The 12606-nt window shown below is 44.8% G+C and carries 14 protein-coding genes; 6 read left to right on the top strand and 8 right to left on the bottom strand.

Going from position 1 to position 12606, the window contains the following annotated elements; translation table 11 throughout:
* Positions 1-49: 49 nt before the first annotated feature.
* On the top strand, positions 50-535 hold the full coding sequence (locus tag J8L84_RS10230) for a peptidylprolyl isomerase (RefSeq protein WP_211070604.1): 486 nt from the start codon (positions 50-52) through the stop codon (positions 533-535).
* Positions 536-675: 140 nt separating this feature from the next.
* Here the strand turns inward: J8L84_RS10230 and J8L84_RS10225 are convergent, their stop codons facing one another.
* On the bottom strand, positions 676-1014 hold the full coding sequence (locus tag J8L84_RS10225; protein ID WP_211070603.1) for a P-II family nitrogen regulator: 339 nt from the start codon (positions 1012-1014) through the stop codon (positions 676-678).
* Positions 1015-1019: 5 nt separating this feature from the next.
* A complete protein-coding gene (gene nadE, locus J8L84_RS10220; protein WP_211070602.1) occupies positions 1020-1853 on the bottom strand; it encodes an ammonia-dependent NAD(+) synthetase in 834 nt (277 codons plus the stop codon).
* Positions 1854-2120: 267 nt separating this feature from the next.
* On the opposite strand from nadE, the gene J8L84_RS10215 reads away from it, so the two are divergent.
* The gene (locus J8L84_RS10215; RefSeq protein ID WP_211070601.1) at positions 2121-2690 is read left to right on the top strand and encodes a GspH/FimT family pseudopilin; all 570 of its coding nucleotides are present in this window, start codon (positions 2121-2123) and stop codon (positions 2688-2690) included.
* Between the two features lie 57 nt (positions 2691-2747).
* Here the strand turns inward: J8L84_RS10215 and J8L84_RS10210 are convergent, their stop codons facing one another.
* Entirely contained in the window at positions 2748-3134 is a 387-nt protein-coding gene (locus tag J8L84_RS10210) for a prepilin-type N-terminal cleavage/methylation domain-containing protein (RefSeq protein ID WP_211070600.1), read from the bottom strand.
* Positions 3135-3213: 79 nt separating this feature from the next.
* On the opposite strand from J8L84_RS10210, the gene J8L84_RS10205 reads away from it, so the two are divergent.
* Genes J8L84_RS10205 through J8L84_RS10190 form a run of 4 tightly spaced genes read left to right on the top strand, consistent with a single transcriptional unit; the run spans position 3214 to position 5839 of the window.
* Positions 3214-3729: a prepilin-type N-terminal cleavage/methylation domain-containing protein gene (locus J8L84_RS10205; RefSeq protein ID WP_211070599.1), complete on the top strand. Its 516-nt coding sequence runs from the start codon at positions 3214-3216 to the stop codon at positions 3727-3729.
* Entirely contained in the window at positions 3723-4322 is a 600-nt protein-coding gene (locus J8L84_RS10200) for a hypothetical protein (RefSeq protein ID WP_211070598.1), read from the top strand. The genes J8L84_RS10205 and J8L84_RS10200 overlap by 7 nt, the downstream gene beginning before the upstream one ends.
* Positions 4312-5292, top strand: a complete 981-nt coding sequence (locus J8L84_RS10195; RefSeq protein WP_211070597.1) for a hypothetical protein — start codon at positions 4312-4314, stop codon at positions 5290-5292. Before J8L84_RS10200 ends, J8L84_RS10195 begins: the two co-directional genes overlap by 11 nt.
* Positions 5279-5839 carry a prepilin-type N-terminal cleavage/methylation domain-containing protein gene (locus J8L84_RS10190; protein ID WP_211070596.1) on the top strand — a complete coding sequence of 187 codons (561 nt, stop codon included), beginning with the start codon at positions 5279-5281 and terminating at the stop codon, positions 5837-5839. Before J8L84_RS10195 ends, J8L84_RS10190 begins: the two co-directional genes overlap by 14 nt.
* Positions 5840-5843: 4 nt before the next feature.
* On the opposite strand, the gene J8L84_RS10185 is transcribed toward J8L84_RS10190, so the two are convergent.
* The 5 genes from J8L84_RS10185 to J8L84_RS10165 are packed head-to-tail and all read right to left on the bottom strand — an operon-like array spanning position 5844 to position 12439.
* The gene (locus tag J8L84_RS10185) at positions 5844-6311 is read right to left on the bottom strand and encodes a type IV pilin protein (protein ID WP_211070595.1); all 468 of its coding nucleotides are present in this window, start codon (positions 6309-6311) and stop codon (positions 5844-5846) included.
* Entirely contained in the window at positions 6308-10390 is a 4083-nt protein-coding gene (locus J8L84_RS10180) for a PilC/PilY family type IV pilus protein (protein WP_211070594.1), read from the bottom strand. Before J8L84_RS10180 ends, J8L84_RS10185 begins: the two co-directional genes overlap by 4 nt.
* A gap of 14 nt (positions 10391-10404) precedes the next feature.
* Positions 10405-10968 (bottom strand): PilX N-terminal domain-containing pilus assembly protein, encoded by a 564-nt coding sequence (locus J8L84_RS10175; RefSeq protein WP_211070593.1) that lies wholly within the window; start codon positions 10966-10968, stop codon positions 10405-10407.
* Positions 10965-11810, bottom strand: coding sequence for a PilW family protein (locus J8L84_RS10170; RefSeq protein WP_211070592.1), 846 nt, complete (start codon positions 11808-11810; stop codon positions 10965-10967). The genes J8L84_RS10175 and J8L84_RS10170 overlap by 4 nt, the downstream gene beginning before the upstream one ends.
* Positions 11807-12439 (bottom strand): prepilin-type N-terminal cleavage/methylation domain-containing protein, encoded by a 633-nt coding sequence (locus J8L84_RS10165; protein WP_211070591.1) that lies wholly within the window; start codon positions 12437-12439, stop codon positions 11807-11809. The genes J8L84_RS10170 and J8L84_RS10165 overlap by 4 nt, the downstream gene beginning before the upstream one ends.
* Positions 12440-12606 lie beyond the last annotated feature (167 nt).

Raw genomic sequence — 12606 nt, 5'->3', positions numbered from 1 at the left:
AAACAAATTTATAACCATCGCCCAGCAGGGCAAAACTACAGGACAAATTATGACTATAACCTCTGACAGCGTTGTCACCCTTCACTACACCGTTTCAACCGAAGACGGTACCGAGCTTGATTCTTCAGCCGGTAAGGAGCCGCTTGTAGTGCTTCAAGGGCGCCGCTTTCTTATTGAGGGACTAGAGGACGCATTGATAGGGAAAGAAAAAGGCGAAAAGTTCAACTTGTCTGTTGAGCCAGAGAAAGCCTACGGTGAACGTATTGATGAACTCGTTCAGCGCGTACCTAGCTCAATGTTTGAAGGCATGGACGTTGAAGTTGGCATGTCTTTTCGTGCAACCACACCTGAAGGTGAGCAATCGGTCATTATAATCGAAACATCTGATGATGAAGTGGTGGTAGACGGTAACCACCCACTTGCAGGTATTCCGCTTACGTTTGATGTAGAAGTGGTAGATGTACGCGACGCTACTGCTGAAGAGTTAGAGCATGGCCATGCCCATACGCCAGGCGGCTGTGGACACGATCACTAAGTTGCCTTACTACGGTAAGTGTAATACTGACTAAAAAGGGAGCCTAAGGCTCCCTTTTTTGATATTAGCGCTAACGCTACATACGCTAACGTTAAGCAAGGATGCAACGCTAGGCTTTATCTTTAGTCAGTTGCGACTATTTATAGTGCATCTTCGTTTTGCTCACCAGTACGAATTCGAACCGCTGATTCAACGTTGAATACGAATATTTTGCCGTCACCAATTTTGCCTGTCTTTGCTGAGTTTTCGATGGCTTCAATCGCCTGCTCTACTCGTTCATCATCAAGCACTAGCTCAATCTTAATTTTAGGCAGAAAATCCACTTGATATTCGGCACCGCGATAAAGCTCCGTATGTCCTTTTTGTCGCCCGAAGCCTTTAACTTCAGACACTGTCATTCCAGCAATACCAACTTCGGCTAATGCTTCCCTTACATCGTCCATCTTGAACGGTTTGACTATCGCTTCAATCTTTTTCATGGTAACTACTCATCATAAATGGTTGGAATAGGTACGCGCTTGTGCTGAGTACGCTGATAAATGTACAGCAACTTTTCATCTACCTCGGCAGAAACTGATTTACCTTCTAAGAAGTCATCAATTTGATCGTACGTCATGCCAAGGGCCTGTTCATCAGCTTTTTGCGGCGCGAGAGTTTCGAGATCGGCGGTGGGCGCTTTAGTGATAACGGTTTGAGGTGCACCTAAATGCGAGGCCAGTTGTCGAACTTGGCGTTTACTCAACCCAAACAAAGGCGCTAAATCGCACGCTCCATCGCCATACTTTGTATAAAAACCGGTAATATTTTCAGCTGAATGGTCTGTGCCTAACACGAGTCCATCGACCATTCCGGCAATTTCATACTGAATCACCATACGGGTTCGTGCTTTTACATTACCTTTAACAAAGTCACGCTTTGCTTCATTTTCAGGTAATAAACCAGCGCTTGATAATGATTCAGTGGTAGCAGCATGAATAGCATCTGCCCCGGGCTGCACATTCACCGTTACGGAATGGGAAGGGTCAATAAAGTCTATCGACAATTGAGCATCAGCTTCGTCGGCCTGTGTTTGATAAGGTAAACGGACGGCGACAAACTGAAAATTTTCGTGCTTTTCTTGGTTTAACTCATTTACTGCTAACTGGGCTAATTTGCCCAACGTACAAGAATCGATACCACCACTAATGCCTAGCACCAGTGAATTTAAACCTGACGTAAGAAGCTGCTTTTTAATGAAAGCCACTCGACGAGTAACTTCAAATGCCACATCAATTTCAGGCAGCACTTTCATTTCTTCAATAACTGCTTGTTTTTGCATTATAATGTCCAATTAGTGAGTGGGCGTCCTGATACCTGAGTTTACGATAAACTTGCCTTAGATGTTAGTGGTAAAAGAATTCAAACTTCATTAATCACTAAAATTCGTTGCTTTTTGTATCTTAGGGCATGCCTACACGCCTTTTTTTATACCCATTTCAAGGCAAATTGGTTTACCTTGGATGTTCCCGCGCGTTTGTATCTATTGTTGTAAATTTAGAGGCTAACGTTATTATCAGTATTAAACTAACTTAGTAAATAAATATCAGTGAAAACAAAGTCTTCTAGCGCTATGCGTCTTCAGTTCGGCCTGACTCTTTTAGAGATGCTAATTACGGTAGCCATTTTGGCAATCTTAGTAGGGGTTGTTGCCCCATCTATTAATAGTATTTTAGTCAAAAATAGAGTAACCGGCGACATCAATACGTTAAGCGCGATAGCACAGCAAGCTAGGTTTAGTGCCGTTAATGAACAGTTTGACGTAATACTTTGCCCTACTACGAATTACGATACGTGTGTAAGCGACTGGGCCAACGCCAAGATGGTCTTTATTGATGAGAATACAAATGGAAGCAGAGACAGTAGTGAAGCCCTTATTGCCAGCAGCGATCCGCTAAATTCAGGTAATACAATCAGTGGCATTTCGGGAGCTATTTCTTTTTCTGAACAAGGCAGTATTAGCACCAGTGCAACCATTACCATTTGCCCTAGCAGCAAAGATGCCTCGTATGCTTCTGCCCTCTTATTATCACTCTTCGGTAGAATATCTGTAGCCATCGACAGTGACGATGATGGCGTTAATGAAGATTTATCTGGCACTGCCCTTACTTGCCCCTAATGCCTTGCTGCGGTGTTCTATAGCGGAAAAATAATGATACCTCATATCAAAGACAGGCTACCTTCCCCAACACCCATGAGGTAAATTCTCGTGAGGGGTAATGGTCAGCAACCGACAAGGATTAGATTTATCCAAAAAGCCTAAAGACGCAACAATGCTATAATTTCCATCCTTAGATTCGCTGTAAGTCAGTGTAACGCCGTCTATATTGGGTGCTGGCAACCCACTAAGTCCCGAGTATTTACCTTCACTCAACCAGTACCTTTCTTGCTTTATTTGCAAAGAAAGTAAATAGCTAATGGTTTCATGCTTATTCGCAAGCGCGATGGTTGATGAGTAGCTAGGAATGGCAAACATAGAAACAATACCCACAATCGCAACAGCGACCAAAAGCTCGATTAATGTAATACCCCACATTTTGATTAAATTGATTTTCCCTTCCATGGTACAGCAGCCCTCTATTTGTTGATTCGTTATGCTGTAAACCTAACAGCAAACAAACGACAAATAACCGGACTAAGGCATGGTTTTACACAAAGTAGATGGATTTTCATTGTTAGAGATACTTGTAGTGCTTTGCATTGTGGCCATTATCAGTGCTTTAGCCGTGCCCTCTTTTGTTGAATGGCGGCAAGCAAGCGCCATAAAAAGTGCATTAAAGCATACCGCAGACATCGCAAAGTACGCCCGTACGCTTTCTATCGCTGAGCGAAAGCCAGTTACTTTGGTTGTCGACGCTTCAGCGAATCATTGCATCAGTATAACGTCAGCAAGTGACTGCGATTGTAGTGCAGCTAGTAGTTGCCACGTTTTTAGCCAGCGGAAACGGCTTGTTATGCAAAACTATCATGCCGTCATTACGAGTCCAGCCAATAAAAAATCGTTACTGACATTCGATGGAACGCATGGAATGAGCTTCGGCAGCGCAATGACAGTAAGCATAACTAACGCTCGATATACCGGTAAAGTTATCATTAATAATCTTGGCCGGGTACGGTATTGCACGTCCACCGCATTAGAGGGGATTCCTCTATGTTAAGGTTATCTGGCATTAGCCTAGTAGAGCTCACTATAACCATGGCAATTAGTACAACATTAGTGCTTTTTTCTGCCATGGGGGCGGCTACTATTTCAAAAGAACTCGGTTATTTTCAACAACAATTAGCACTGCAAAGTGAGTTACGACTTATTAGTCACTCGCTTTCTTTACAACTACAGCGGGCAGGATACATAGCTCGCCCTTTTGAAGAAGTTTTTGCCAACAGCGCATTACTACCGCCCGCTATTAACATCAGCCATCATCCGCTAGAAGTTGAAAATTCCTGTGTCTTATTTTCTTATGATAAAAATACTGATGGCGATATTAGCCAAGAAAACCCCGCCGAATTGTTAGGCTTTCGATTGCGCAACAAAGCCCTTGAGTACCGTGTAGCCAGTAAAAGTTGCGAACAAGGTGGATGGCATGATCTAACCGACACATCAGAATTACACGTCACCCAATTCACTATTTCTTTGCACGGTGAGGTAAACCATGCCCCTGTTTACAAGATTAAGCTGGCTGTGCAAAGCAAAGCGTCTGCACAGCTTACCGCAGCGCAACATCTGCATATACGAGTTGCCAATGCGATGTAGCACTGATTATTTTTCATTATGTTCACCCGCTACACCCTCACTAGCTACTATGGGTGGTAAAGGGTCGATTCGCATAAAAGGCGCCGTATTATTGAGCATAGTGGGTATACTGCTGAGCTTAATAACACTGGCACTTTGGGCAACCAGCTCACTCCTTACAAGCGAGTTTCAAGCCAGTAAGCGCAGCATTGCTTATAACGAAGTGATGAATGTATTGCACAACGACGTAACCCAGTTAACCGAACAGCTGCGTACTAGCGAAGATTGGCAGCAAACCGCGAGTTTATTCACCCGCGCATCTGTGTCAGCAACCCACTATGTAGGAAGTGATTCACAACATTTAACCTTGTTTTCAGTGGCCATTACTCACCGTGTAACGTCACTGTTCATTAGACAAGATTTTTTACGCCACCCCGCTATAGTTCGTCTTCCTGCCACCGGCGTAGCCACAGGTGCGACTAACAATATACTTCCTCATCTATTTGAACGTCACCACAGTGATTTTACGCCAATGTATTTTCCAGAACCTCGCATAACAGATAACTGCGACGGCCTTACCCACCACCTTGTGCTTTGGGTGCGTGGTTCCTGCCATATTTCGGGCAGTGAAACCATAGGGTCAGCGAGTCACCCTGTTTTACTTGTAGTAGAAAAGGGAGATTTCACCCTTGATGTCCATGCCCAAATTTACGGGTTAGTGGTGATATTAAGCGAAACCAGTGCGCCCGCGGGTTCTTCGGCCTCTGCCACCTTTGCTACCTCTTCAGCCATCCCTATCACCACTGCCTCCCCTGTCGCCACTATCGCCTCTTCGGCCAAGCTTGTAGGCGCCATGGTAAGTAATGAAGACGTCACTAGGGTTTTCCATGGGCACATCGATTTCAATCTAAGCGTATTACGCGCCCTTCAACAATCTAGCGGTTTGCAAAAGATGCAACCTATCCCCGGGAGTTGGCATGACTTTAATTAAAAAGACCCAAGGTTTTTCGCTCATAGAGGTAATAATTGCATCAGGACTCTTTGCACTCACCTTTACCGCAGGCCTTAAGCTTTATCAGCAAATATATGGACAATGGCAGCAACTAAACAAGGTGCAGCAAGCACAACATCAGCTTGAGACCGACCAAACTAATTTACTAATAAATGTGAATACGAATCAGGATGCATATACCACCATTACCCCCTCGTCTACCACAAGCGGGTTAAAAGCCGTGACCTTAGTCGAAGTTGTAGAACCTTTGCCCAAGTTTAACTATACAGATGAAGCTGTACTTACCGATAAAACCCATACCGATAAAACGCTTAGTGAAGGGAATGAAACGACAACTGAAGAAATAAATGCAGAAGAGGCGCCTGATGACGCGCAAGAACTTATCGAAAAAGTAAAAACTGAAAGCCAAGCTATTAACTTAACATTGACGGTTGTAGTGGCACCGCCGTATCAATCTCATTGGCAAGATGTGATGAGCATGGGGCCGCTAGTGCCGTCAATGCCCCTTTCACCCGCAACGCCTTAGCTTGCTAACAAGACCAGCAATACTCGCCTGTCGCCAGCGAACCATTATTGTTTACGTCCCAGCCTTTGCGGCCATCACTAAAATAAAACAGCGCGCCATCAGCAGCCTGCGCTGTACCACTTACTGGCGTTGCTTTTAACTGGTAACTGGTCGCATCGGCAGACACTATGGTGAGGTTGTAGCGTTTATTCACCGCCGCTTCGGTTGAGGGAGAGTAAGTAGCAAATATGGTTGGTGCCCCCGTATTTCCGCCACCTGCGCCCGCACCTTGGTAACTAAAAGAGCCACTATGATGACGTTCCATTGCAGCAGCAAATGCCAGCATGTCTGCTTGCGCGGAGCCTCTATATCCATCTGTCATAAAAGACTGATATGACGGGTAAGCAATACTGGCAAGAATGCCAACAATGGCCACCACTATCATTAATTCAATAAGGGAAAAGCCTTTGTTTTTTTCGTTACTACTAATCACTGAGATGTATCCTCTCGCTCAGTTTCGGAATGCCAACTGCCTCGTTGTATTCGCTCAAACTTGCCGTAAATATTTTGCGCTAAGCACTCAAACGCTGAACCGCAATCCTCTTCGTTGCCATCATCGTCGACACTGATAACAGTAGATGCACACTCGGTACCAAGGCACACCACAGGGCTGGTTATATCTTCAATAAGAATTTTAGTCTCTGGTGCTATTCCTGTTTGCTGTAACTCTACTGATCTGTCAGAACTATCGAGTTCGCCATTATTATTGAGGTCTGATACGGCATTAGCATTGAATAAATTAACGAGATAAGCGCGGCTATTACCAGACGGCGGCGCACACAAACTGGTGCTACTTACCGCAGGCACATAAGTAGTAAAGAATATTTTATAATCTACTATTAAAGGTGACGCTAATACTTTTTCGCCATCGGTAGTCAGCTCTATATACCACCCCGCTTTATTCGCAAAGCTTGATGCTGCTACACCTTGCTCGCCTTCATCACTACTGGTGAGCAAATGTTCGGTAGCATTATATAAATCTGACTCAGATACCGTACTCATGAAGGTAAATTGACCACTCGCATCGCGATTAAATACCCCCTCGTCTTTTAGCATATAAAAATTGTCTTCAACTGTGACATCAAGCGGTGATGCTCGCCATCCACTGCCCATTGCCACGGCATAATATAACTCGTCACCCAGCGCGACTTCCGATACATCAGGACCATAGTAAAAACGGCGGTTAGTTTCAGCGGTGTCTCCAGCAAAATCTGCCAACCTAGCCCCTTTTACAAAGTTGCTGCCCGACTCGCCATTATAAATGTCCATACGGAACAGCTGCCCACCCATGTCACCTACATACATATGATCAGCAAAGCCATCGTTGTCTCTGTCAATAACAGATATACGACCTGGTATACTGTAGTTCATATCAACTAGATTCAAATCTGCATCAGCATTACTGGCGTGCCAAAGTAAGCTTCCAGTGTCGGCATCGAACATATATACCGCATTTCCAACAGCATCAGCACTTCTTACTGATTTATCATCTTGCGAGTCATCGTAACCGCCGCCGATGATCATGACATTTTTCTCTTGGGTGCCGTAGCGCACTTTTGTAATAGTGGGGCGCGACCATGTTTGGCCTAATTTCTCAAGACCCGTGGTGCCGCCTTCAATCACAAACTTAACGGTTGGCGAGGTCTTCTGAGTTATATCAAACACATAATAGTTCCGGCCACCTCGGCGCATCCCTAAATACAAGTAAGTTGATGTGCCCACTGTGCGTAACACCATCTCGCCGTCTAAGCCATAAACGTGATTAAACGTAGAGATATCTTCATAAAAGTGGTGCAAGTTAGGCAGCAACGCTTTAGGCATAATGCCGAAGTTTTCTTCGCCGGTTTCTGCATCAAACGAATGCAGCATACCTTGGTTTGTGGCAACCAGTATGGCTGAATCTGTACTACCGTAATTGACTACTACAGGCTGTGAATGAATGGGGTCGCCCATTTGAAGCCTATAGTCAGTAGTATCACCATCGCCATCATTATCTTTGACATCTACGCCCCGTGCCCATTTAAGCAACACTTCGCGAAGCTCTTCTGCATCAAGCTCATCATCTACACCTAATAATGCTGTCGTAATATCACTGTTGTCTTCATGCAGTTCGTTACTAGATTGAACAATATTTCCAGCACCATCGAAAACATATAAATTACGGTTAGAGGTCATTTTACTCGCGGTACCGCCCTCTCGAACATCACTACCATCTGCAAGGGTCGACCAGTAGCTATGAGAGGTATCCTTAAAGAACCCCGTATCACCATCGACAGCAACCAATGCGTTTTGATCTAAAATATTCTCACCATCTAATCGGTAACGTTTAAGGTTGCCTGGCCATATGGCACCTTCACTGGGCTTAAACAACGCAAAGTAGAGTTCGTCGTTATGAGTCAAGCGATTAAGTTGATTCACCGCTACACCGGGTGATACAAAGGTTGAATTAACATCTTTTACAGAGCGTAGAATAGTGTTGAATGCCTCAAGCAGTTCAGTGCTGTCATCGGCTTGATAGAACCCACCACCACTTTGCACTGCCAGCTGGTTTAAGAAGTTGTTGGCAGTACTATTCGCCGCAAATCCTATCGTATGGGTGATCACGCGGCGTCCAATAACCGACGTATCGGAGTCACTGACATTTTTAACCAGATTTAAACCACACTTTTCGCCGCCACTACCGGTACAGCTTTCACCTAGTAATGATTCGATGAGGGATACACTGTGGTTATTGTTTGCTTCACCATCTGAAAGTAAAACAATGTGGTTGTTGGTCTGGCACTGCAGATCGCTAACCGGTGATATATAGGTTGCCCCGCTAGGGATATATTCATTAATACAGTCGCTATCAGATAGGTTGTCATCGGAACACCCATTGGGTTGAACCGCATCTGCGCCCAAATAAGAACTTCTATGACTGACTCGCGTATTCTTCCTCACCGTGTTTGAAACATTATAATTACCACGGGTTAGACCGTAATCAACATCTCTGCCGCCGTAATAGTTTACAGCTTCGTAAAGGGTATCTACGATGGGTGTATAACCACTGGCGGTAAGCTCATCCACTTTACTAACTAGGTGTTCTCTTACTGTCGATGTCTGCCCAGGCGAGGCTGAACCATTGAACTTAACCACTAATTTTGCCGCGGAAGACTGGGAGCCACTGTAGGTATACGCACCTCGATAACCGGTAAAGTCACTGAACACGAACGCCATCGCATTACCGGATTGCCAGCCCGATCTATCTACAATCTCTTTAACTACACCAGATATATCCGGTGAAGCGTAATCGTTACCCGATGAGAACGAGCCCATGTTCCAGGTTACACCCGACGTTTTGCCAATATTTCTAAGCAAATAACGATTGCCTGAGGAGAAGTCGTCAGCATCATTATCTGCAACACCGCGGATTAACATGCTCGAGTTATTAGTGTTGTAGCTGCTATAAGCGGTAAGTTCTATATAAGCTTCGGAAATTTCAGCGCCTTGAGGGATGTTTACATTTTGAAATCGAACCCCGATATAACTGTTGTAGCTGCCTGAGAAAGTAAGCTCTGATCCTGTATTCTCATACCCGTTGTTGTTTTCTTCTATGTTGTCGTTAGAACGGCTAACCTGGTAAACACTTTCACCACTGATACAACCTGTAGCGGTTGCATCATCATAAGACACCACCAATTGAGGTGATCCGGTTTGCCCAGCGTCAAATGCTCGGGCTTCACGGCTGCTAGCAGCATCTGAACTTGTGCCTTCTATGAGAATATTGAGGTCGTCCCCCCCACACCACTGTGGCAAATCTACAATTTCTTGAATAACCGATGAGATATCGGGCGTGGCAATGATCTCATCAGCAGATGGAAAGTCATTATTACTTATCCATTCAACTTCTGACGCGGTTTTCGTTCTTGAAGAAAGGTTATTATATGCCGTGGAAAATTCCGTGCTAGTGGCTGACGCCTCGCCGCTTATGGTGAGTGTGGTGCCTGCTATATTAAATTTTTCTGACGTAAAACGAAGGTGCGCACTCACTATCGTGGCCCCCTGAGGAATATTCATCTCAGTAAAACGCATTCCTGATGTGACAACATTTGTGCCTGAACTCAATACTAGGTCATTAGCCGTAGTATTTACCGTCCCGTTGATTTCTGATGCGTCGTGGCTACTTGCGCCTATTGATGTGATGAGTTCCGGTTGAATGGCGTCATCAATTCCGCTTACTGGGAAAAGTATAGGGCCACCATAGTCTGAGAAACGCATAAGGCCTGCATCTATATTAGTGGCTGAGGTTAACGCCTCTTTAAGGGCATTTTGTACTCTTAGAATACGGGATTGGCCGGTACCATCTTTGCCCGTCATACTGCCGGAGGTGTCCATGATAAAAAGTACATTTGGATTATAAGTTGCCGACTCTGAGGCCGTGCCTAAGTAGATATCCAAATCATCACCGACAGCGGAAAAGCCAATGCAAGAAAACATCACTACCGAGACGAAAAAACTACTTACGCGTTTCATAATTATTACTCTTTTTATTGTGATGCAGGGCCAAACACTGATGCCGCTAGGGAGTTCGCAACCACCGTAGATTTACTACCTACTTTGCCGCAGCCTCTAATAATAAACACGTGGCAATTTACGTTACTACCGCCAATCACGTTGCTTGAGCCACGACACGCTTGCTCTCTTACAAACGCAGTACGAGACCAGCTCTTGGTACTGGCCATGGTTTGATAAGTACCATTTGTTGTGTGTTCACTGCCCCATGAAAGACCACTTTCGGTCATGTACCTATCAGTCCATTCATTTTGATCGAAGCAGCTCATTGCTTCTGTTTCTGGATCGTAGGGATCAAGCTGTCGTGCCGCAGAAAGAGGATCTACTTTAGTGTCATCTTGCAATAGTGACTCATCCTCTGACTCAAAAAACACCCCCGCAATAGCCGCTTCTGCCGCGTCGAATGCTAACCCACTCTGCTGCATCGACATGGCCATTTTAGACTGGGACAAACTGCTGGTTACCGCGCTTACGCCTAAAATAGTGAGTGAGAGCAGCACTAACAATGCAAACACCATTACCAATCCACGCTGTTTCATTGAATGCTCCTAACAAAGTTTTTCATATTTCGAAGTGACACGGTTTTAGTAAAAACCTGATAATAATGGCTCGAGTCTAGCGTGACTTGATTCTCGTTTAGTAAGGCAAATGTAGGGGCTGAGGTTTGCTGCACTTGGTTTTGATAGCTTTTAAGTAAGATAGCCCAACGCAGCGCAACCACCTGTTGATTCTGTGCTCGTAGCACTGCCAACCTATCTGCCGTCACATAGGTTATCGCTTGCCCATTGGAATTCTCAGCAACATCGCTGACGCCATATTGAAGTTGGAAGTTACTGACATTGTCTAGCAAGGTCACAGTATTCGGTGAAACCGATTGTGTTTTAAGGCCCCGTAATACTCGACCGTCGTAGCCTGTGCATCTAAATTCATTGCCGCTAACGTAGTATCGGTTTACCACATGAAACTCATCATCGGCGGCATAACCATGTTTACTGCCCGTACAATCTGCAAGCGCAAGTAAACTCACCACTAACTCATCACTTGCGCCACTCGATGCTTGCGTGCTCCCGAGCGTGGTATTTGAGGAAAAGTCTCCGGCCAATCCAATCGGCCTATTTTCAATAAATCCAGCCTCAGCCACTGTATCAACTGAATCATCGATAGAAGCAACAATAGTGTCGTAGCGACCAATTTCGTAAAATTCATTACTGAGCCGACTTGTTATAAAACGTCCAGACTCCTGAACCTGTGCCACCGCTTGATTAAGCTTATTCGTTACACTACTGCTCACCAATACCTGAATGATAGCACCAGATATTACCAACCCTAACGCTAAGGAAATCATTAACTCTACAAGAGAAAACCCCTGCGCACGCTTCACAAGGTTAAATCCTTTATCACGCAGGCATTACTGTCTGATTCATTCGGATTACAACGCGTATTTAAGGTATATGATTGATTACCTGCTGATGCTACCGGCCACGCTAGAATAACTTGCAATCGTGAGCCCGCACTGCAACTGTAAACATCCGCGACGTTATTATCTGCACAGGTTAACGATAAGGTGGTCTGAGGGTTAGTTTGCACTGCTGCGCATGAAAGTGCCCAGCCATCGTACTTCGCCATATCCTGTTCGTTACAGGTGGCCGTTTCGCAATTAGGCACCCCAGTAGGGCGACTCAAACAAAAACATTTGTATGGGTGAGTAGAACCTGAACAACTAAGCCCGTTGAAATTGTAATTGCTTGCACTAAAATATTGGTTGTTGACCACAATGCCATCCCCTACTGTTGCCACGCGTGCAGCAGCACGTAAACGTTCAGCAACCTGCGCGGCAACAAATTCGCTTTGCGTTCGGCTAATGGCATCTTTGTTGGCAAACGAACCGGTGAATTGAAGTGCGGCCACACCGAGTAAACCAATGGCAAGAATGAACATAGTGACAAGCACCTCTATAAGGCCAACGCCTTGTTGGTTACCTAACCCACTAGTGTTTATCGTTTGATTCATATTCCCTGCATTGCACGGTGGCATTCACGCTAAAATTTAGACACAACCTTATGTTTAGCATTCTATGCTAAAAATTTCTTGCTCAAGGTATAAGCAATCATAAAACGTATAAGATTGTATTACCATTAAACGATAGCGTAAAAAAAAGCACTGCATATCAATGCAGT

Source organism: Alteromonas sp. MMG017, assembly GCF_018100795.1.
Taxonomy (GTDB): Bacteria; Pseudomonadota; Gammaproteobacteria; order Enterobacterales; family Alteromonadaceae; genus Alteromonas.
The sequence above is the reverse complement of the archived record's forward strand: the minus strand, read 5'-3'. Positions and strand labels throughout refer to the sequence as shown.

Coding starts and splice junctions, on each gene's coding strand:
- J8L84_RS10230 (WP_211070604.1), top strand. CDS start 50: ATGACTATAACCTCTGACAGCGTTGTCACCCTTCACTACACCGTTTCA.
- J8L84_RS10225 (WP_211070603.1), bottom strand. CDS start 1,014: ATGAAAAAGATTGAAGCGATAGTCAAACCGTTCAAGATGGACGATGTA.
- nadE (WP_211070602.1), bottom strand. CDS start 1,853: ATGCAAAAACAAGCAGTTATTGAAGAAATGAAAGTGCTGCCTGAAATT.
- J8L84_RS10210 (WP_211070600.1), bottom strand. CDS start 3,134: ATGGAAGGGAAAATCAATTTAATCAAAATGTGGGGTATTACATTAATC.
- J8L84_RS10205 (WP_211070599.1), top strand. CDS start 3,214: ATGGTTTTACACAAAGTAGATGGATTTTCATTGTTAGAGATACTTGTA.
- J8L84_RS10200 (WP_211070598.1), top strand. CDS start 3,723: ATGTTAAGGTTATCTGGCATTAGCCTAGTAGAGCTCACTATAACCATG.
- J8L84_RS10195 (WP_211070597.1), top strand. CDS start 4,312: ATGCGATGTAGCACTGATTATTTTTCATTATGTTCACCCGCTACACCC.
- J8L84_RS10190 (WP_211070596.1), top strand. CDS start 5,279: ATGACTTTAATTAAAAAGACCCAAGGTTTTTCGCTCATAGAGGTAATA.
- J8L84_RS10180 (WP_211070594.1), bottom strand. CDS start 10,390: ATGAAACGCGTAAGTAGTTTTTTCGTCTCGGTAGTGATGTTTTCTTGC.
- J8L84_RS10175 (WP_211070593.1), bottom strand. CDS start 10,968: ATGAAACAGCGTGGATTGGTAATGGTGTTTGCATTGTTAGTGCTGCTC.
- J8L84_RS10165 (WP_211070591.1), bottom strand. CDS start 12,439: ATGAATCAAACGATAAACACTAGTGGGTTAGGTAACCAACAAGGCGTT.